Source organism: Sphingomonas sp. DBB INV C78 (genome assembly GCF_042693015.1).
In the GTDB taxonomy this organism is placed as follows: Bacteria; Pseudomonadota; Alphaproteobacteria; order Sphingomonadales; family Sphingomonadaceae; genus Sphingomonas_E.
Genome location: NZ_CP170544.1, coordinates 4,853,505 through 4,873,767, shown reverse-complemented (window position 1 = coordinate 4,873,767; position 20,263 = coordinate 4,853,505). Strand labels below are relative to the sequence as shown.

Here is a 20,263-nt window from a genome sequence, read left to right as displayed (position 1 = left end):
TCATCAGTGGGCCATTGCCTTGACGATGTCGTCGACCATCTTCTTGGCGTCGGCGAGCAGCATCATGGTGTTGTCCATGTAGAAGACGTCGTTGTCGACGCCGGCATAGCCGACACCGCCCATTGAGCGTTTCACGAACAATACGGTCTTGGCCTTTTCGACGTCGAGCACCGGCATGCCGTAGATCGGCGAGGTCTTGTCGGTCTTGGCGGCCGGGTTGGTGACGTCGTTGGCACCGATCACGAAGGCCACGTCGGTCTGCGCGAACTCGCCGTTGATGTCCTCCAGCTCGAACACCTCGTCATAAGGCACCGATGCTTCGGCCAGCAGCACGTTCATGTGGCCGGGCATGCGGCCGGCGACCGGGTGGATGGCATATTTCACCTTCACGCCCTCGGCCTTCAGCAAGTCGCCCATTTCGCGCAGCGCATGCTGCGCCTGGGCGACGGCCATGCCGTAACCGGGGACGATGATGACCTGTTCGGCCTGCTTCATCAGGAAGGCGGCGTCTTCGGCCGAGCCGCGCTTCCACGGGCGCTGCTCCTTCGCCTCGCCACCGGCAGACGACGTATCAGCGCCGAAGCCGCCGGCGATCACCGAGATGAAGCTGCGGTTCATCGCCTTGCACATGATGTAGCTGAGGATGGCGCCCGACGAGCCGACCAGCGCGCCGGTGACGATCATCGCGGTGTTGTGGAGCGTGAAGCCCATCGCCGCCGCGGCCCAGCCCGAATAGGAATTGAGCATCGAGACGACGACCGGCATGTCTGCGCCACCGATCGGGATGATCAGCAGGAAGCCGATGACGAAGCTGAGCGCCGTCACGGTCCAGAACACCCAAGGTGCCTGATCGGTCAGGAAATAGGCGACGAGGCCGATGATCGCGGCGAGCGTGCCGAGGTTGATGACATGGCGCGCCGGCAGCATGATCGGCTTGCCGCTCATATTGCCGTTGAGCTTCAGGAAGGCGATCACCGAGCCTGAGAAGGTGATGGCGCCGATGGCGATGCCCAGGCCCATCTCGACGCGGCTGACCAGATGGATCAGCGGCCGTCCGACCGAATCCACGACGTCGGGCGAGGCGATGCCGAACGCCACCGGGTTGAGGTAGGCGGCCGCCGCCACCAGCACCGCGGCCAGGCCGACGAGCGAGTGGAAGGCGGCGACGAGCTGGGGCATCGCCGTCATCGCGATGCGCTTGGCGATCACGAAGCCGATGCCGCCGCCGACCGCGATGGCGATGGCGATCTCGATCAGCCCGGTATTGTGCAGGATCAGCGTGGTCGCGACCGCAATCAGCATGCCGATCATGCCGAAGCGGTTGCCCCGGCGCGAGCTGGTCGGGCTCGAAAGGCCGCGCAGCGCCAGGATGAACAGCACGCCCGCCACGAGATAGGCGAGCGCCGCCCAGCTCGGCACCGCGATATGTTCGGCCGCGGCGTGGGCCACATTGGTAGCGGCTTCGTTCATCTTCCTACTTCCCCCTCGTCACCCCCGGATTTCCGGGGGCCGGTCCCGCCGCCGGCGCGTCTCGCCGGCTGCGGGTGAGTTTGCTTCAGGCGAAGGGCCTCAGCCCTTCTTCTCCTTCTTCTTGTACATCGCCAGCATCCGCTCGGTGACTGCGAAGCCGCCGAAGATGTTGACGCTCGCCAGCGCCACCGCGATCAGCCCGAGCCATTTGGCGCCCGGCGCCTCGCTCGCCGCCGCCGCGATCAGCGCGCCGACGATGATGACCGACGAAATCGCATTGGTGACGGCCATCAGCGGCGTGTGCAGCGCCGGCGTCACCGACCAGACGACGTAATAGCCCACGAAGCAGGCCAGCACGAAGATCGACAGGATCGATATGAAGTCCATTGGGTCTTCCTCGCCTCAATCCCCCTCCCACTTGCGGGAGGGGTTAGGGGTGGGCAACCACCTCGAAACCTAGTTCAACCCTGGTCGGGGAGCCCACTCCCGACCCCTCCCGCAAGCGGGAGGGGAGCAATTCACCCCAGCAGCCGCTCGTGGACGACCTTGCCGTCCTTGGTCAGGCGGATGCCCTGCGTGATTTCGTCCTCGTCGGGCAGCACCGGGCCGCCTTTCTCCTTGTCCCAGAAAGCGGACAGGAAGTTGAAGAGGTTGCGCGCGAACAGCGCCGACGCGTCCGACGCGAGCCGGCCCGGCACGTTCCTGAAGCCGACGATCTTCACGCCATGCTTCTCGACGATCTCGCCGGCGACGGCGCCTTCGACGTTGCCACCGGCTTCGACCGCGAGATCGACGATCACGCTGCCGGGACGCATCGTCGCGATCTGCGCGTCCGAAATCAGGCGCGGCGCGGGCCGCCCCGGGATCAGCGCAGTCGTAATGACGATGTCCTGCTTGGCGAGGTGTCCGGAAACCAGCTCGGCCTGCGCCTTCTGATATTCCTCGGACATTTCGGTGGCATAGCCGCCCGCGCCCTCACCCTCGATGCCCGCGACATTCTCGACGAAGATCGGCTTGGCGCCCAAGGACATGATCTGTTCCTTGGTCGCGGAACGCACGTCTGTGGCGGAAACCTGCGCGCCCAGGCGGCGCGCGGTGGCGATCGCCTGGAGGCCGGCGACGCCGACGCCCATGATGAAGGCGCGCGCGGCCGAAACCGTGCCCGCCGCGGTCATCATCATCGGGAAGGCGCGGCCATAGACCGAGGCCGCGTCCACCACCGCCTTGTATCCGGCGAGGTTCGACTGCGACGACAGGATGTCCATCGACTGCGCACGGGTGATGCGCGGCATGAACTCCATCGCCAGCGCCTCGATGCCGGCTGCGGCATAAGCGTCCACGCGGGCGCGTTCACCGAACGGGTTGAGGCCGGCGACCAGCCACGCGCCCGGCTTGGCGCCGTTGAGCGATGCCGGCTCCGGCCCCTGCACGCCGAGCAGGATGTCGGCATCCTTGAGCACCGAAGCGCGGTCGGCGACGGTGGCGCCGGCGGCGGCATAGTCGGCGTCAGCGATCTTCGCGCCTTCGCCCGCACCCGACTCGACCGCCAGCGTCGCGCCGAGACCGATGAACTTCTTCACCGTCTCGGGCGAGGCGGCGACGCGGGGCTCACCCGCTGCGGTCTCCTTCAGGACCGCGATCTTCACGCCCGCCACTATCAGTTGGAGATCAGATAGATGACGAGCGCGGCGATGATCACGCACGCGATGGTGCCGATCTTCAGCAGCGAAAGAAATCCGCCATAAGTGCCCTCATGCGGCTTCATATCGTTCCCGGCGTCTTTATTTTCCGCCATTTTGTTTCCCCCAAGGGTAGTCGAGTGGGTGGGCCATAACGCCGCTCCTTGCCTGCCTCAAGCCTTAAGCGATGCCATGAAACTCTGATGTCCGCTTAAGCGTAGCTTTACCTGACTGGCATATTGGTGTGCGGACGGGTAATAATATTCGTTGGGGATAGGGGACTCGGATGGGGCGGGAAACGACGCGTGCGTTGCTGCTGATCGACGATGAGCCGGCACAGGGCCGCCTTGTCGCCGCGATCGCTGCGCGCGCGGGCTGGCGCACCCTCGTCGCCCGCGACGGCGCAGCCGCGCTCGCGGCGATCGAAAATGGCCCGCTGCCGATCGATGTCGTCCTCCTGGATTGCTGGTCACCCGAAGCCAATGGCGGCAATATCATCGCCACGTTGCGCACCGGCCACCCCAACCTGCCTATCGTCATGCTCACCGCACGTTCCTCCGTTGCCGCTGCGGTGGAAGCTATGCGAGCCGGCGCCAGCGACTTCCTCGTAAAACCGATAGCTCCCGATCGGCTGCTTGCCGCACTCGATGCCGCGGCCGATGGCAAGCCGGGCGAATTGCGGCCGATGGCGGAAAAGATCGGCAAGCTGCTCGCCTTCGATGAAGTGGTTGGCTCCGCTCCCGAATTCCGCGCCGCACTGGCGATCGCCGCCAAGGCCGCGCGGGCCCGCGTGCCGGTGCTGATCGAAGGCGAAAGCGGCGTCGGCAAGGAAGTGGTGGCGCAGGCGATTCACGCCGCCTCCCCGCGTGCACGGCGCCCTCTGGTCGCCGTCAACTGCGGCGCGATCTCCGCGAATCTCGTCGAATCGGAATTGTTCGGTCATGAAAAGGGCGCCTTCACCGGCGCCTTCGATCGCCATATCGGCAAGTTTCAGGAGGCCGACGGCGGCACCCTCTTCCTCGACGAGGTGGGCGAGCTTCCCTTCGACGCGCAGGTCAAGCTGCTCCGCGTCCTCCAGACCGGGGAGATCCAGCCGATCGGCGGCCGCGCCCAGCGCCATGTCGATGTCCGCGTCATCGCCGCCACGAATCGAACCCTGGTGGACGAGGTCGCGGCCGGCCGCTTCCGCGAGGATCTCTATTACCGCCTCAACGTCGTCCAGGTGACGATCCCGCCGCTGCGTGATCGCCCCGCGGACATCCCCGCGCTCACCCGTCACCTGCTCGCACGCATCGCCCAGCAGCCCGGCCTGCGCGGCCTCGGCATCACCGATGAAGCGCTCAAGCTGCTGATGGGTTTTTCCTGGCCGGGCAATGTCCGCCAACTCCAGAACGCTTTGTTCCGCGCCGCCGTGCTGTGCGACGGCGATGCGCTCACCATCACCGATTTCCCGCAGATCGCCTTCGAGACGCTGACGCCGACCACCAGCAGCGTGAACGGCAATTCGCTCCCCAACGCGGCCGGCGTCACCCTGTTCGAAGCGAACGGCCATATGCGCTCGCTCGAAGATATCGAGGCCGATGTCATCCGCCTCGCCATCGGCCATTATCGCGGCCGCATGACGGAAGTCGCACGCCGCCTCGGCATCGGCCGCTCGACGCTCTATCGCAAGCTCGGCGAACTCGGCATCGATCACGCGGCCTGACAGGCGCCGTCGCCGACGAAATCGCCTTCCTGCTGTCCAACACCTGCGCCCATATGACCGGCACGACCTTCGCGAGCGACGGCGGCTATTTGCTCTAGGCTGTGCGGACAGAATTCCGATGGTGAACGACCGTCGGATTTCAGGAGGCTACACCAAACCCCCGAACATCGGCAATGTCGGGGGTGGCGAATGTCCCTTCTTCGTCACCCCGGACTTGTTCCGGGGTCCACCGCCACGCAAGCGACACCCGCAACGGCTCTAGCCCGAACAGCGCCACAAGATCGTTCTATGGCGGATTGTCCCACTCGATCATCAATGTCGATTTGCGCGTCACGGTGGACCCCGGAACAAGTCCGGGGTGACGAGTGAGTGGAGCGATCTCCGATCACCCGCCCGACAGGCTCAGCACATTCCCGTCCGGATCGTTGAACCACGCCACCTTCGCCCCGTCCGGCGAAGTCCACACGCCCAGTTCGTCCTGCCCCATGCCGTCATAGATGGTCAGCTTGACGCCGCGTTCGCCCAACGCCTGCGCGACGGCGCGAACATCGTCGACATCCCAGCCGAACACCGGATGCGGGCCGCCCTTGTAATCGGGCATCACCGTCATCCGGATCAGCCCTTTGCCATTGCCGATGAAGTCGCCGAACCCGTCGGAGCTTTTCAGCGCCAGCCCCAGCGTGTCGCAGTAAAAGCCGATCGCCCGCTCGCGATCCGCCACATAGAGGAATGCCACCGGCGTGCTCGATTGCAGATCCATGGCTGCCCGCTCCTTCCCAGGCGGCGTGGACAAATACAAATCATGGCCGCTCTCGGTAATTTCTACACAATTGCCGCCTGTCAGGACACGCGGACCTTGCGGACCTTCTACTCCCCTCCCTGAAAGGGAGGGGTTGGGGGTGGGTTGGCGTGCGGAGCGCGCCTTACTAACCTTGCGTCATGTCGCGGGTGCCCGAGCATATGACAGCCAATGCGCGTGCCCTGCGCAACGGCCAACCGAAGCCGAACGCATGATCTGGCGACGGCTGTCACGTTTTCGACCGCGCTTCACCCGGCAATTGGTGGTTGGCCCCTACATTCTCGACCTCACCTGCCGATCGGTAAAACTGGCGGTCGAGTTCGACGGTAGCCAGCACCTCGGCGCCGAGGACTATGATGCGCGGCGCTCCCAATTCCTGGCGGACAATGGCTGGACCGTCATTCGCTTCTGGAACGGCGACGTTCTCGCCAATCCCGACGGTGTGGCTGAGGCAATCCTTGCAAAGACCGCCGAGTGCCTCGGCGGAACCCACCCCCAGCCCCTCCCTTCCAGGGAGGGGAGGAAGAGGGGCTAACGTCCACTCCCCCCGACACTCCAGCCCGTCGGGCGGCATTCGGCACATCCCGAAAGCTGACAATCGTTCACCAACCCCACCGCCAGCCACGAAATGCCGCTTTCGGGCCACCTGCCACACGCCGCTGACCATAATTTCAAACCTAAATATTTCATACTTGAACTTTCTCGCTCGCCAGCTATCCTCACCCCACTCATTCGGAAAGGTTGACGATGCGGATTGCGTGCGTGGGCGGTGGCCCGGCGGGGCTCTATTTCGCGATTGCGATGAAGCTCAAGAATCCGGCGCACGAGATCGTCGTGCTCGAACGCAACCAGCCCGATGACACGTTCGGCTGGGGCGTCGTCTTCTCCGATCAGACGATGGAAAATCTGAAGGCCGTCGATCCCGTCAGCGCGCAGACGATGATCGATGAACTCGCCCATTGGGACGATGTCGAAGTCGAGGTGAATGACGGCGAGACGACGACCAAGATCGGCTCGGGCGGCCACGGCTTCATCGGCATCGGCCGCAAGCGGCTGCTCAACATCCTGCAGGAACGCGCGGCCGAACTGGGCGCGGAGCTGCGCTACGGCGTCGAGGTCGATCCCGATCCGGAATCGGACCAGCTCAAGGATTTCGATCTCATCATCGCGTCCGACGGCCTCAACAGCCGTTTCCGCAAGAAATATGCGGATGAGTTCGCCGTCGACATCGACGTCAAGCGCAACCATTTCGTCTGGCTCGGCACACACCAGACCTTCGATGCGTTCAAGTTCCTGTTCCGCAAAACCGAACATGGCTGGATCTGGGCGCACGCCTATCAGTTTGCGCCGGATCTCTCGACCTTCATCGTCGAATGCGATCCCGAAACCTACGAAAGCTTCGGCTTCGCCAATATGTCGCAGGAAGAAACCTGCCGCACCGCGGAGGAGATTTTCGGCCAGTGGCTCGGCGGTCATGAACTGATGACCAATTCCAAGCATATCCGCGGTTCGGCCTGGATCAACTTCCCCCGCGTGATCTGCAACACCTGGCATCACCGCAACATCATCCTGCTCGGCGATGCTGCGCACACCGCGCATTTCTCGATCGGCTCGGGCACCAAGCTGGCGCTGGAAGATGCGATCAAGCTGGCCGAGGTGCTGAGCGACAATACGCATTCGCTGGAAGACGGCCTCGTCAATTATCGCGAGGAACGCCAGCTTGAAGTGCTGAAGCTGCAGAGCGCGGCGCGCAACTCGACCGAATGGTTCGAGACGCTGGACCGCTATCTCCCCTTCCACCCGATGCAGTTCACTTATTCGCTGCTCACCCGCAGCCAGCGCGTCAGCCACGAAAATCTGCGCCTGCGCGATCCCGCATGGTTGGACAAGCTCGAACGCTGGTTTGCCGAGGATGCAGGGCTGAAGACCGAGGTGGCGACGCCGCCGATGTTCACGCCGTTCCGCTTGCGCGGCATGGAGTTGCGCAACCGCATCGTCGTCTCGCCGATGGCGACCTATTCCGCGGTCGATGGCATGCCCAACGACTTCCACATGGTCCATTATGGCGCCCGCGCGCTGGGCGGCGCGGCTTTGGTCTATACCGAGATGACCTGCGTTTCGCCGACGGCGCGGATCACGCCCGGCTGCACCGGTATCTGGAATGACGAGCAGGCGGCCGAATGGGCGAATATCGTCCGCTTCGTGCAGGGTCAGGGTGGCGCGCAGATGTGCATGCAGCTCGGCCATTCCGGTTCCAAGGGCTCTACCCGCATCGGCTGGGAGGGGATGGACGAGCCGCTGGCCGACGGCAACTGGCCGCTGATCGCCGCCTCCGACGTCGCCTGGTCGGGCGGCAACGCCACCCCGCGGCCGATGACGCGCGCCGACATGGACGAGGTGCGCGACCAGTTCGTCGCCGCGACCGAGCGCGCCCACAAGGCCGGCTTCGCGATGGTCGAGCTGCATTGCGCGCACGGCTATCTGCTCTCCGGCTTCATCAGCCCGACGCAGAACAAGCGCAGCGACGAATATGGCGGCAGCCTCGAAAACCGGCTGCGTTACCCGCTGGAAATATTCCGCGCGATGCGCGCGGTGTGGCCGATCGACAAGCCGATGTCGGTGCGCATCTCCGCGCATGACTGGGTTGGCGAAAATGGCGTCACCCCGGCCGAGGCGGTCGAGATCAGCCGCGCCTTCATCCTCGCGGGCGTCGACCTGGTCGACGTGTCGACGGGGCAGGTGACCAAGGATCAGAAGCCGGTCTACGGCCGCATGTATCAGACGCCTTTCTCAGATCTGATCCGCAACGAACTCAAATGCGCCACCATGGCGGTCGGCAACATCTTCGAGGTCGATCATGTCAACTCGATCCTCGCCGCCGGCCGCGCCGATCTCTGCGCACTCGCCCGCCCGCATCTGATCGATCCGCAATGGACCTTGCGCGCCGCGGCCGAGCAGCGCTTCGCCGCCCCTCCCGTGCCGCCGCAATATGATGGCGGCTATCGACAGCTCGCGACAAATCTGGAACGCGCAGCCCAGATGGCGAAGCTGGGATAAGGGGCAAGGCGATGGGGACGCATGCAGTCGTAACCGGGGGTGGCAGCGGCATCGGCCTCGCCATTGCGCGCGCGCTGTTGGGCGCCGGCCATGCGGTCACGATCATGGGCCGCAACCAGGCGCGGCTGGATGAGGCGCTGGCCGCCCTTCCCGGCGCGCGGGCGATCGCCTGCGACGTCACCGATCCCGCCGATGTGGAACGCGCCTTTGCGGACGCCGTCGCGGCCGCGGGGCCGGTCGCGATCCTCGTCAACAATGCCGGCGCCGCGCCCTCCGCGCCCTTCGGCAAGACCAGCCTCGCCGACTGGCGCCAGACCATCGACGTAAACCTGATGGGCGCGGTCCACGCGATCCAACAGGTGTTGGATCCGATGCGCGAACTGCCGTCCGGCCGGATCATCAACATCGCCAGCACCGCCGCGCTCAAGGGTTATGCCTATGTTTCGGCCTATGCCGCTGCAAAACATGCACTTTTAGGGCTTACCCGGTCCCTCGCGCTGGAGCTTTCCAGTCTCAACCTGACGATCAACGCGATCTGCCCCGGCTTCGCCGACACCGACATCATCCGCGACTCCGTTGCCCGCATCGTCGCCAAGACCGGCCGCACCGAAGCCGAGGCGATGGCCGCCTTCACCTCGGCCAATCCGCAGAAGCGGCTGATCGATCCTGAAGAGGTCGCCGCCACCGTCCTCTGGCTCGTCTCCGATGCCGCGCGCTCAGTGACCGGTCAGGCCATCGCCATCGCCGGTGGAGAAGTGATGTGATCGAGAAGCATGGCGGCGCTCCGCACTCCAAGCTCTCGCTGCGCCTCTGGCTGCGCCTCCTCTCCTGCTCGACAGTGATCGAGAAGCGCATCCGCCAGAAGCTGATCGACGACTTCGACACCACCCTCCCCCGCTTCGACGTGCTCGCCACGCTGGCCCGCGCACCCGATGGCCTGACGATGGGCGAGCTTTCGACCGCGCTCCTCGTCTCCGGCGGCAACGTCACCACCGTCGTCCAGCGCCTGATCGAGGACGGCCATGTCGAACGCATCGCCAACAAGGCCGATCGCCGCAGCATCACCGTCCGCCTCACCAAGCGCGGCCGCGCCGATTTCCAGGCGATGGCCGAAGCGCATGAAGCGTGGATCGAAGCTTATCTCGCCGATCTCGGCGACGCCGAAATCGAAGCGTTGCTGGACGGCCTCAATCGCGTGCGCGCATCCGTCGAGAGGAACAAGTCATGACGTTCGATCCCACCAGTTTCGCGCCCACGCATTTCCGCTGGGCCTTTGCCGATGGCGTGGCGACCGTCACGATCGACAAGCCGTCGCAGAAGAACCCGCTCACCTTCGAAAGCTATGCCGAGCTGCGCGATACGTTCCGCGCGCTCGTCTATGTCCCGGCGGTGAAGGTGGTGGTCATCACCGGGGCCGAGGGCAATTTCTGTTCGGGCGGCAATGTTCATGATATCATCGGCCCGCTGACCAGAATGGCGATGCCCGAGCTGCTCGCCTTCACCCGCATGACCGGCGATCTCGTCAAGGCGATCCGCGGCTGCCCGCAGCCCGTGATCGCGGCGATCGACGGTGTGTGCGCCGGCGCCGGCGCGATCATCGCCATGTCTTCTGACCTGCGCATCGCCACCCCGCGCGCCAAGACCGCTTTCCTGTTCACCCGCGTTGGCCTTGCCGGCTGCGACATGGGCGCCTGTGCGATCCTGCCGCGGATCATCGGCCAGGGCCGCGCCTCCGACCTGCTCTACACCGGACGCGCGCTGGGCGCCGAGGAAGGCGAGCGCTGGGGCTTCCACAACCGGCTGGTCGAACCGGAGACGCTGCTCGACGAAGCGCTCGCCACCGCCCGCGCGCTGGCCGCCGGGCCGACTTTCGCGCACGGCATGACCAAGACCCAGCTCAACATGGAATGGAATGTCAGCCTCGAAACCGCGATCGAGATGGAGGCGCAGGCGCAGGCGATCTGCATGCAGACGCAGGATTTCACGCGTGCTTATGACGCCTTCGTCGCCAAGCAGCAGCCGGTGTTCGAAGGAAACTGACGATGGCCGACACGAGCTTCCTCGACTGGCCGTTCCTCGACCAGCATCATCGCGACCTCCATGGCCGCCTGTCCAAATGGTGCGCGGATCATGACACGCAGCTCCACCACGAGACCGGCGATGTCGAGGCGGATTGCCGCGCGCTGGTGAAGCTGCTCGGCAAGGCGGGCTGGCTGCGCCTCGCGGTGCCGGCGGCGCATGGCGGCCTGACCGAGAAGCTCGACGTCCGCTCGCTTTGCCTCGCCCGCCAGACACTCGGATACCATTCGGGCCTCGCCGATTTCGCCTTCGCCATGCAGGGTCTCGGCACCGGCGCAATCAGCCTGTTCGGGTCCGAGGCGATCAAGGGGCGCTATCTGCGCAAGGTGGCGCGCGGCGAGCTGATCGCGGGCTTTGCGTTGTCGGAACTGGAAGCCGGATCGGACGTGGCGGCGATGGCCACCACCGCCACCAGGGTCGACGGCGGCTATCTGATCAATGGCGAAAAGACCTGGATCTCGAACGGCGGCATCGCCGACATATTGACGCTCTTCGCCCGCACCGGCGGCGCGCCGGGCGCCAAGGGGCTTTCGGCCTTCGCCTTCCCGACCAGCACGCCGGGCTTCGAGGTGGTGGAGCGGATCGACGTGATCGCGCCGCATCCGCTGGCGACTTTGCGCTTCACCGATTGCTTCGTCCCCGACGACCATCTGATCGGTGGTGAGGGCGACGGCTTCCGCATCGCCATGGCGACGCTCGACGTGTTCCGATCGACCGTCGGCGCCGCCGCGCTCGGCTTTGCCCGCCGCGCGGCGGACGAGGCGCTGGAGCGTGCGTCCACCCGTCAGCTTTTCGGCAAGCCGCTGGCCGACCTGCAACTGACGCAGGCCGCGCTCGCCGATATGGCGCTCGGCATCGACGCCAGCCAGCTCCTGATCCTGCGCGCCGCCTGGGCCAAGGATCGGGGGCAGGAACGCGTGACACGCGAAGCGGCGATGGCCAAGCTCCACGCGACCGATGGCGCCCAGCAGATCATCGACCAGGCCGTCCAGATCTTCGGCGGCATGGGGGTGAAGAGCGGCACGATGGTCGAGCGACTCTATCGCGAGATCCGGGCGCTACGTATCTATGAAGGCGCCAGCGAGGTGCAGAAGGTGGTCATCGCCCGCGCGGCCCTCACCGCCCATCAAGCCGGTAAATAAGGACAAGACATATGCGCACGCTGCAACCCGCCGGCTGGCCGCGCCCCAAGGGCTATGCCAACGGCATCGAGGCTTCGGGCCGTACCATCTTCGTCGCGGGCCAGATCGGCTGGGACGAGACCGAGACCTTCCATGCCAAGGACTTTGCCGGCCAGTTCGAACAGGCCCTCCGCAATATCCTCGCGGTCCTGGCCGAGGCTGAGGCAGGCCCGGAGCATATCGTCCGCCTCACCTGGTTCATTACCGACAAGCAAGCCTATCTGTCGGACGCCAAGCGCGTCGGCGAAATCTATCGCGAAGTGATCGGCCGCAACTATCCCGTGATGTCCGTGGTCCAGGTCACGGCGCTGATGGAGGACGAGGCGCTGGTCGAAATCGAGGCGACGGCGGTGGTGTCCGCCTGATTTCTGTTCCTCCCCAAGCTCGCTTGGGGAGGGGGACCATGCGCAGCATGGTGGTGGGGCAATCCGACCGTTGCACAATGCCCCTCCACCGCTCTTCGAGCGGTCCCCCTCCCCGAGCAAGCTCAGGGAGGATAAGGACTCTAAGCCCGCCCGCCGCCGGCCTTGATCCAGTCGAGGATCTTCGCCTCCAGCACCGCCATCGGCAGCGCGCCGGTATCGAGCACCTGATGGTGATAATCGCGCACGTCGAACTTCGTCCCCAGCGCCTTGGTCGCGCGTTCGCGCAGCTCGCGGAACTTCAGTTCGCCGATCTTGTAGGCGCAGGCCTGCCCCGGATAGGAAATGTAGCGATCGATCTCGACCGCGACGTCGCGCGGCGCCATCGAGGTGTTGTCGAGCATATAATCGATCGCCTGCTGGCGCCCCCAGTGCTTGGCGTGGATGCCGGTATCGACGACGAGACGGACGGCGCGCAGCATCTCCATGTCGAGATGGCCGAACCACTGCATCGGATCGGTGAACATGCCGAGTTCCGGCCCGAGCGATTCCGCATAGAGGCCCCAGCCCTCGGTGTAAGCGGTCGACTGGCCGCTCCGCAGCAGCGGCGGCAGCTTCATATTTTCCTGCGCCAAGGTCAGCTGGAAATGGTGTCCGGGAATGCCCTCGTGCAGTGTCAGCGTCTCCAGCGTGGGGATCGGCCGCGTGTTGAGCATCGACATGTTGAAGAACAGGATACCCGGCGAAACCCCGTCCGGCGGGCCAGGCCGATAATAGCCGGTGCCGCGCTGATCGCCGAGCGCGGGCAGCGGCCGCACTTCGAACGGGGCCTTGGGCCGTTCGTGGAACAGCTTGGGGATGCCCGGCCAGATCTTCGCCTCGATCGCCTTGAAGCGCGCGAGCAGGTCTTCGGGCTTGGTGTAATAATATTTCGGGTCGGTGCGGACATGCTCGAAGAAGGCCTTGAGGTCGCCCTGGAAGCCGACCTTGGCCCGCACCGCCTCCATCTCGCCGCGGATGCGTGCGACTTCGGACAGGCCGAGCGCGTGAATATCCTCGGCCGAACGCGTGGTCGTGGTGTGGCGGGCGAGATCGCGCGCATAGAGCGCCGCGCCATCCTTCATCGCCCAACGGCCCGGCGCCTCGGTCGCTGCCGGCAGATAGGTATCGCGCAGATAGGACTGCCAATTGCGGTAGCCAGGATAGACCTTGTCGGCGATCATCGCGCGATAGTCGGTGGTCAGCCGCTGGCGATCCGCGCCGCCGATCGCTTCCGGCATCCGCTTGATCGCTGCGTAGAAGGGGCTCTCCTCCACCGGCAGCTTCAGCATCGCATCGACCTGCGCCAGCACGTTGGTGACGATGATCTTCGGCTGGACATAGCCTTCGGCCTTGCCCTGCTTCAGCCTGGCGACCGTGTTGTCGAGGAAACCGACAAAGCCTTCGAGCCGCTTCAGGCCATTCTCATAGTCCGCGACGCTCGCGAACGGCGCGCCGGCGCCGGATACGAAATCCGGCAGCTCGACCTGCAACCCGAAGGAGGCATCGAGCGGCGCCTTGCGCTGCACATCGAACAAACCGCTTTCGAACAGTTCGAGCGTCTGGCGGGTGCGATAATCGAAGACATCATAAGCGATGCGATCTTCCGCCGGCAGCGCCGCACGGTCGATCCCGCGAAGCGCGGCCAGCTCGCGCGTCTTGTTGGCACGCAGCGTCTGCGCATAGCTGTCGGACAGAGGATCGACGAAAACCGCCTCGACCTTCTTGCCCTTGCCCGCCGCCGCGATCGGATCGAGCGCGTCATCGGCGGCCGCACTCTGATCGAGCAGCGCACGAAGCTGCGTCGAAACATTGTTCCCCTGCGCCAGCGCCGGCGCGAACGGGATCGCCGCGCCTGCCATCAGCAGCCCCAGCGCATGACGCCGCGAAAGGCCGGTTTGTCCGTCGAGCATATTCAACCCCCTCAACCGCTTGATCGAGTGATCCTGCGCATCCCTTGCTCAATACGGAACAACCGGATGAATAATTTGCGTCAATCGCAACGATATCAGGAAAGGTTGCGCATTGTGCCCGGCCCGCGCAATCCCGCACTGTCAAAAACCGAAGCCGTGGCCGCCGCGATCGTGATCGGCCGGTTATCGATGAGGGGTCAGCATGAAATTCTCGCGTTTCACCATCGCATTGGCCGCGTCGGCCGCATTCGCCTTGCCCGCGCTGGCGCAGTCTCCCGCCAAGCCCGTTACCGCCATCGTCGGCGGTAATGTCGTCTCGGTCGACGGTGCCGCACCGATCCAGAACGCGACCGTGCTGATCGAGGGCGAACGTATCGTCCAGGTCGGCCCCTCTTCTTCCGTCATGGTGCCGGCGGGTGCCACCGTCATCCCGATGCAGGGCAAGTGGCTCGTGCCCGGCCTGATGAACATGCACACCCATCTTGGCCTCAAGCTGCCGGGCGCGCAGGGCAACGCGCTGCTCAACGAGACCGACGCCGAAGAAGCGCTGCGCATGGCCGACAATGCGCGCAAGACGCTGCAGGCCGGCGTCACCACCGTGAGGCTGACGCATGAGGACCATGGCATCGATTTCGCGCTCGATCGTTCGATCAAGGCGGGCGAAGCGATCGGCCCGCGCATCCAGTCCGCCGGCGAACTGATCGTGCCGACCGGCGGCCACGGATTCCTGGAAGCGGACGGTCCGGCGGAATTCTCCAAGGCGGCGCGCACCCAGATCAAGCGCGGCGCGACCTGGATCAAGATCGCCATTTCGGGCGGCATTTCCGACACGCACGGCAGCATTTCGGCGGCACCGATGACCGATGAGGAACTGTCCACCCTGATCGATGTCGCCCACCGCAACGGCGTGAAGGTGACCGCGCATAACGGCTCCACCGAAGCGGCCCTGCAGGCGCTGAAGTTCGGCATCGACTGCTTCGAGCATGGCTATCACCTCAATGACGAGGTGCTGAAGCAGATGAAGGCCAAGGGGGTATGGCTGGTGCCGACGATGGTCGTCAGCCAATCCGGCGCCTACGAATTCTACCGGAAGATCGGATCGCCCGACTGGTATATGGAGCGCGTCGCCTCGACGGGCAAAGATCATTGGGCGATGATCCAGAAGGCGATCAAGATGAACATCAACATCGCGCTTGGCACCGATCAATTCCCCTATGAACCCAATAGCGGCACCACCGCGACCGTCGCCGAGGCAGAACTCTATGTGAAGGCCGGGATGTCGCCGCTGCAGGCGCTGCAGGCCGCCACCATCCAGCCGGCGAAGATGCTGGGCATGGACAAGGATGTCGGCCGTATCCAGACCGGCCAATATGCCGACATCATCGCGGTCGACGGCGATCCCACCAAGGATATCGGCACGCTGCGCACCATCGGCTTCGTGATGAAGGGCGGCACCGTCTATCGCGACGACGCCGATCCCGCGCGCATCGCGCATTGATCGGGGGCGGTTTGATGAAGAAGCATCTCGCATCCATCGCGGCGATCGCGGTCGCCCTCACCCCGCTTCCGGCCTTCGCGCAGGTCACCGCGCTCGTTGGCGGCAATGTCGTCGATATGGGCGGCAAGGCGCCGATCCGCGATGCGGTCGTCCTGATCGAAGGCGACCGGATCAAGGCGGTCGGCCCGGCTGCCACGACACCCGTTCCGGCCGACGCCAAGGTCGTGCAGATGCAGGGCAAGTGGCTGGCGCCCGGCCTGATGAACATGCACGTCCATCTCGGCCTCAACCTGCCCGGCGCGGGGCGGCTTTATAATGAGAGCCCCGAGGCCAAAGGCCTGCGCATGCTCAACAATGCGCAGAAGTCGCTTTACGCGGGCACCACCACCGTCCGGCTGACCGGCGAGGATGGCGGGATCGACTTCGCGGTGAAGAAGGCGATCGACAACGGCACCTTCGATGGCCCACGCATCCATACGGCGGGTGAATCGCTGGTGCCGACCGGCGGCCACGGCAAGCTTGAGGTCGACGGCCCCTATGCCTTCGCCAAGGGCGTGCGTGAGCAGGCGAAGCGCGGCGCGACGTGGATCAAGCTCGGCATCTCCGGCGGTATCTCCGACACGCATGGCGACATCGCCGCCTCGCCCTTCACCGACGAGGAAATGAAGACCGCGATCGAGGTCGCCCATCGCAACGGACTGAAGGTGACCGGCCACACCGGATCGCCCCAGGCGTCCGAATATGCGCTGGAGCAGGGCATCGACTGCTTCGAACATGGCTATTGGTTCACGCCCGAACTGCTCAGGAAGATGAAGGCCAAGGGCACCTGGTATGTGCCGACGATCGTCGTCAGCCAGAAGGGCGCACTGGAATTCTACAAGAAGATCGGCTCGCCGCCCTGGTATCTCGAGCGACAGGCGTCGGTCGGCAAGATCCACTGGGAGACGCTGAAGTCCGCGATCAAGGAAGGCGTGAACATCGCGCTGGGATCGGACCAATTCCCGTTCGAGCCCAATGAAGGCACCACCGCCACCGTGCGCGAGGCGGAGCTTTATGCGGAAGCGGGGATGACGTCGCTGCAGGCGTTGCGTGCCGCGACGACCGAGCCGGCGCGCATGCTGGGCGTAGAAAAGGAAGTGGGCGATCTCAAGCCGGGCTTCTACGCCGATATCATCGCCGTCGATGCAGACCCGTCCGCCGATATCCGCGCGCTCCGCACGATCGGCTTCGTGATGAAGGGCGGCAAGACAGTCCGCAACGACTGGACCGACTGACCCGTCCGTCCGGCCTCTTCCGAAAAATAATTGCCGTCGCGGTGTCGTAACCGCGGCGGCAATCCCGTCTTCAAGGCGGAGGCCGACGCTCACGGTCTGTTCGATGCGCTCGCCGAAGTTCGAGATTCGCTGGATGATCAACTGCGAGGCCGCGGATTGTTGGGATCTGGCCCGGCTCTCGCCAAGCCGACAGTCGAGCTAATTTGCATCAAACGCAACGATCATCACTTTGCAATGCCGTTGCAACAACACTGCAACTAACGGACACTCCCCTTCAAGAAATCGCCGCCGAAAGCGCGGTCGCAACAACGAAATAAGGGGGTTGGACGATGAAGATGCGAGTGCTCCTGTGCGCGGCAGCCATGCTCGGCCTCGCTGGACCGGCCTATGCCGAAAAGCCCGCGACCGACGCGGTTTCCAAGATGTTCATCTGGTGGAACCAGGCGTTCAAGACGCCGGGAGCCTACACGCCGGAAAATTTCGCCAAGCACTTCACGCCAGATGCCACGCTGACGCTCGAAGGCCGCACCGTGATCAACGGCGTCGAGGAGTGGGCGAAGCACTTCCAGAAGATTCAGGCGAGCGGCGCTGAAGTCGAGATCGTCGTGCCGTTCAAGGAAGTCTTCGAGAAGGACGGCATGATCTATAATTATCATGTCATCCGTTCGCGCCGCGGCGGCAAGCCGAGCTGCGCGCTGGCCGCCGGCCACGCAGTGCTGCGCGACGGCAAGATCGCGTCGATCACTCTCGTCCGCCACACGATCGATCCGGCGAAGGAGCCGCTCGACCCGCAGTGCTGGACGAACTGAACAGAAAGAGACGGCCGCGTCGCATGAAGGCGCGTCCTGGAGAGGCTGAAAACTTGGTGCCGACGGCAAAGTCCGCGGCAGGCGAAGGGGGTTTTGAAGTTATGATGGGTGCAAACAAGCAGGGCCGTACCGCCCAATTCTTCGGCAAGGCCGCGCTGATCGCGATCGCCGCTGGCATCTCCGCCACGCCGGCGTTCGCGCAGGAAGAAGCCGCCGCGGCAGACACCGGCGCCGCCGACGACATCGTCGTCACCGCACAGCGCCGCTCGGAATCGATTCAGAACGTGCCGATTTCGATCACCGCCGTCACCGCGGACACGCTGAAGAAGCAGAACGTGCAGAGCGTGGAGGATTATTTCGCGCTCACGCCGAACGTCAGCTTCCAGTCCAACGGCTCGCGCGACCGCAAGGATCTGGCGATCCGTGGCATCTCGAACCAGCTCAATCCCTACGCGGACGTGCGCCAGGCGACCTCTGCGCTCTACATCGACGACTTCAACGTCTCGGCCGCGACCAGCAACCCGCAGATCGTCGATCTCGAGCGGATCGAAATCCTGCGCGGCCCGCAGGGCACCTATTTCGGCCGCAACTCGGTCGGCGGCGCCATCAACGTCAGCACCAAGAAGCCGGTCAACGAGTTCGAGGGCGAGATCGAGCTCGATTATTCGAGCTTCGACACCAAGCGCATCCAGGGCACCGTGAACGTGCCCGTGATCGACGGCATCCTCGCCCTTCGCGCCTCGGGCCAGTATGAAAAGTCCGACGGCAATATCGAGAATATCAACCCGATCGGCGGCGGCAACGACAGCAAGTTCTACACCGGCCGCATCCAGGCGCGCTTCACGCCGACCGACGCCATCACCTGGGACTTCCTCTACAACTACTCGAAGGAAACGCTGGGCATGCGCGCCGGCGTTCCGACCGGGTTCGTCACGCGCACCTGGGCCGGTGCCTATTACGGCCAGCCGGCCGGCTATGTCGGTGATCCGGATGGTGTCGGCTTCTTCCCGGAGAATGACGATCAGGTGAACTTCAACCGCCCGCAGAGCGTCGGCACCAAATATGATTATCTGACGTCGCGCCTGCAGTGGGATTTCGACATCGCCACGCTGACGGCGGTGGTCGGTCACCTGGAATCCGACGTCTTCAACTATGGTGACGTCGATGGCGGCAGCCGCGACTTCTTTTACGAAGATCTGAAGCTGACCCGTAAATCGACCAGCGGCGAAGTCCGCCTGCAATCGAACGGCAAGAACTTCCTCGATTGGAGCATCGGCACCGCCTACGGCAAGGATTCGGGCGTTACCAACCAGAGCACCTTCAACGGCACCGAGATCACCTTCGCCTGCCCCGGCGGCGTGTCGTGCAATGGCCTGGAAGTCACCGGCCTCGATTCCAAAAGCTCCACCCGCTATTTCGCGCTGTTCGGGCAGGGAACTCTGAATTTCACGGATCAACTGTCCTTCACGGCAGGCGTCCGCTATTCGTGGGAAAAGACGAGCAATCTGGCGGAGACCCGCTCGAGTGAGGTTGTGACCGGCGTCAACGACCGTTCTGCGGCTTTCGAGGACGTTTCGCCGAAGTTCACGCTCAGCTACAAGGCCGACACGAACTGGCTGCTCTTCGCGACGGCTTCGCGTGGGTTCAAGTCGGGCGGCACGCAGACCAGCACGAGCGCATTCCTGCAGAACGAATTCGATCCGGAAACGCTGTGGAACTATGAACTCGGCACCAAGTTCGATCTGTTCGACCGCCGCGTTCGTATCGACATCACCGGCTTCTACATGGATTGGAAGGACGTCCAGCAGACCATCAACTTCCAGTTCAATGACAATGGCCAGTTCCGCAGCGTCAGCGGTATCGCCAATGCGGCGGCGGCTGAAAGCTATGGCATCGAGGGCAGCTTCGACGCGAAGATCACGCCGGAATGGACGCTTTCGGGCCAGGCCGGCTACAACAAGTCGAAGTTCAAGGACTACCCGAACGCGCTGATCAACGGCACCGTGCTGGACATTTCCGGCCGTCCGCTGGTGAACGCTCCGAAGTGGACCCTCGGTGCGCAGACCCAATACACCCAGCCGATCATGGACAATCTCGAAGGCTTCGGCCGGCTCGAGTGGAACTATCGCAGCCGCACGCTGTCGCACCCGTTCGGCTATCTCTACGCTGACTCGCCCTTCTGGGCGCCCAGCTACAACAATGTGAACGTGCGTCTCGGCGTCGAAACCGAGAAGTACAACGTCACTTTCTATGTCGAGAACCTGTTCAAGGAAAAATACTACGCCAACGCCTATGAGAAGGCGTTCTACTCGGGCGTTCAGGTCGAGCCGTCCTACCGCCGCATCGGCGTCAACGCCGGCTACAAGTTCTAAGTCCCCCCTGGGCGGTTTCCGGCGAC

18 protein-coding genes are annotated in these 20,263 nt (G+C 64.3%); 12 read left to right on the top strand and 6 right to left on the bottom strand.

What is annotated here, in order from left to right; all coding sequences use genetic code 11:
- Positions 1-3 precede the first annotated feature (3 nt).
- The 4 genes from ACFB49_RS23280 to ACFB49_RS23265 form a co-directional block, all read right to left on the bottom strand.
- On the bottom strand, positions 4-1,470 hold the full coding sequence (locus ACFB49_RS23280; protein WP_380874189.1) for an NAD(P)(+) transhydrogenase (Re/Si-specific) subunit beta: 1,467 nt from the start codon (positions 1,468-1,470) through the stop codon (positions 4-6).
- Positions 1,471-1,569: 99 nt separating this feature from the next.
- Positions 1,570-1,857: an NAD(P) transhydrogenase subunit alpha gene (locus ACFB49_RS23275; RefSeq protein ID WP_380874188.1), complete on the bottom strand. Its 288-nt coding sequence runs from the start codon at positions 1,855-1,857 to the stop codon at positions 1,570-1,572.
- 131 nt (positions 1,858-1,988) lie between these two features.
- Complete coding sequence (locus ACFB49_RS23270) at positions 1,989-3,116, bottom strand: Re/Si-specific NAD(P)(+) transhydrogenase subunit alpha (protein WP_380874186.1); 1,128 nt, start codon at positions 3,114-3,116, stop codon at positions 1,989-1,991.
- An 11-nt stretch (positions 3,117-3,127) separates the two neighbouring features.
- Entirely contained in the window at positions 3,128-3,265 is a 138-nt protein-coding gene (locus ACFB49_RS23265; protein ID WP_380874185.1) for an aa3-type cytochrome c oxidase subunit IV, read from the bottom strand.
- 170 nt (positions 3,266-3,435) lie between these two features.
- Between ACFB49_RS23265 and ACFB49_RS23260 the strand changes: the two genes are divergently transcribed.
- Positions 3,436-4,854 (top strand): sigma-54-dependent transcriptional regulator, encoded by a 1,419-nt coding sequence (locus ACFB49_RS23260; RefSeq protein ID WP_380874183.1) that lies wholly within the window; start codon positions 3,436-3,438, stop codon positions 4,852-4,854.
- Between the two features lie 385 nt (positions 4,855-5,239).
- Here the strand turns inward: ACFB49_RS23260 and ACFB49_RS23255 are convergent, their stop codons facing one another.
- Complete coding sequence (locus ACFB49_RS23255; RefSeq protein WP_380874181.1) at positions 5,240-5,614, bottom strand: VOC family protein; 375 nt, start codon at positions 5,612-5,614, stop codon at positions 5,240-5,242.
- 250 nt (positions 5,615-5,864) lie between these two features.
- Between ACFB49_RS23255 and ACFB49_RS23250 the strand changes: the two genes are divergently transcribed.
- The 7 genes from ACFB49_RS23250 (at position 5,865) to ACFB49_RS23220 (ending at position 12,335) form a co-directional block, all read left to right on the top strand.
- The gene (locus ACFB49_RS23250; protein ID WP_380874179.1) at positions 5,865-6,188 is read left to right on the top strand and encodes an endonuclease domain-containing protein; all 324 of its coding nucleotides are present in this window, start codon (positions 5,865-5,867) and stop codon (positions 6,186-6,188) included.
- 212 nt (positions 6,189-6,400) lie between these two features.
- A complete protein-coding gene (locus ACFB49_RS23245) occupies positions 6,401-8,710 on the top strand; it encodes a bifunctional salicylyl-CoA 5-hydroxylase/oxidoreductase (protein WP_380874177.1) in 2,310 nt (769 codons plus the stop codon).
- A gap of 11 nt (positions 8,711-8,721) precedes the next feature.
- Positions 8,722-9,474 (top strand): SDR family NAD(P)-dependent oxidoreductase, encoded by a 753-nt coding sequence (locus ACFB49_RS23240; protein ID WP_380874175.1) that lies wholly within the window; start codon positions 8,722-8,724, stop codon positions 9,472-9,474.
- On the top strand, positions 9,471-9,938 hold the full coding sequence (locus ACFB49_RS23235) for a MarR family winged helix-turn-helix transcriptional regulator (RefSeq protein ID WP_380874174.1): 468 nt from the start codon (positions 9,471-9,473) through the stop codon (positions 9,936-9,938). Before ACFB49_RS23240 ends, ACFB49_RS23235 begins: the two co-directional genes overlap by 4 nt.
- Positions 9,935-10,750 carry an enoyl-CoA hydratase family protein gene (locus ACFB49_RS23230; protein ID WP_380874172.1) on the top strand — a complete coding sequence of 272 codons (816 nt, stop codon included), beginning with the start codon at positions 9,935-9,937 and terminating at the stop codon, positions 10,748-10,750. The genes ACFB49_RS23235 and ACFB49_RS23230 overlap by 4 nt, the downstream gene beginning before the upstream one ends.
- A gap of 2 nt (positions 10,751-10,752) precedes the next feature.
- A complete protein-coding gene (locus tag ACFB49_RS23225) occupies positions 10,753-11,931 on the top strand; it encodes an acyl-CoA dehydrogenase family protein (protein WP_380874171.1) in 1,179 nt (392 codons plus the stop codon).
- Between the two features lie 11 nt (positions 11,932-11,942).
- Positions 11,943-12,335: a RidA family protein gene (locus ACFB49_RS23220; protein ID WP_380874169.1), complete on the top strand. Its 393-nt coding sequence runs from the start codon at positions 11,943-11,945 to the stop codon at positions 12,333-12,335.
- A 140-nt stretch (positions 12,336-12,475) separates the two neighbouring features.
- Here the strand turns inward: ACFB49_RS23220 and ACFB49_RS23215 are convergent, their stop codons facing one another.
- Entirely contained in the window at positions 12,476-14,284 is a 1,809-nt protein-coding gene (locus ACFB49_RS23215; protein WP_380874167.1) for a DUF885 domain-containing protein, read from the bottom strand.
- Between the two features lie 202 nt (positions 14,285-14,486).
- Here ACFB49_RS23215 and ACFB49_RS23210 point away from each other — a divergent pair, with 202 nt between their 5' ends.
- From ACFB49_RS23210 to ACFB49_RS23195, 4 genes are all read left to right on the top strand, one after another.
- Entirely contained in the window at positions 14,487-15,782 is a 1,296-nt protein-coding gene (locus ACFB49_RS23210) for an amidohydrolase family protein (RefSeq protein ID WP_380874166.1), read from the top strand.
- 14 nt (positions 15,783-15,796) lie between these two features.
- The gene (locus ACFB49_RS23205) at positions 15,797-17,056 is read left to right on the top strand and encodes an amidohydrolase family protein (protein ID WP_380874164.1); all 1,260 of its coding nucleotides are present in this window, start codon (positions 15,797-15,799) and stop codon (positions 17,054-17,056) included.
- Between the two features lie 329 nt (positions 17,057-17,385).
- A complete protein-coding gene (locus tag ACFB49_RS23200; protein WP_380874163.1) occupies positions 17,386-17,865 on the top strand; it encodes a hypothetical protein in 480 nt (159 codons plus the stop codon).
- 101 nt (positions 17,866-17,966) lie between these two features.
- Complete coding sequence (locus ACFB49_RS23195; RefSeq protein ID WP_380874162.1) at positions 17,967-20,237, top strand: TonB-dependent receptor; 2,271 nt, start codon at positions 17,967-17,969, stop codon at positions 20,235-20,237.
- Positions 20,238-20,263: the final 26 nt, after the last annotated feature.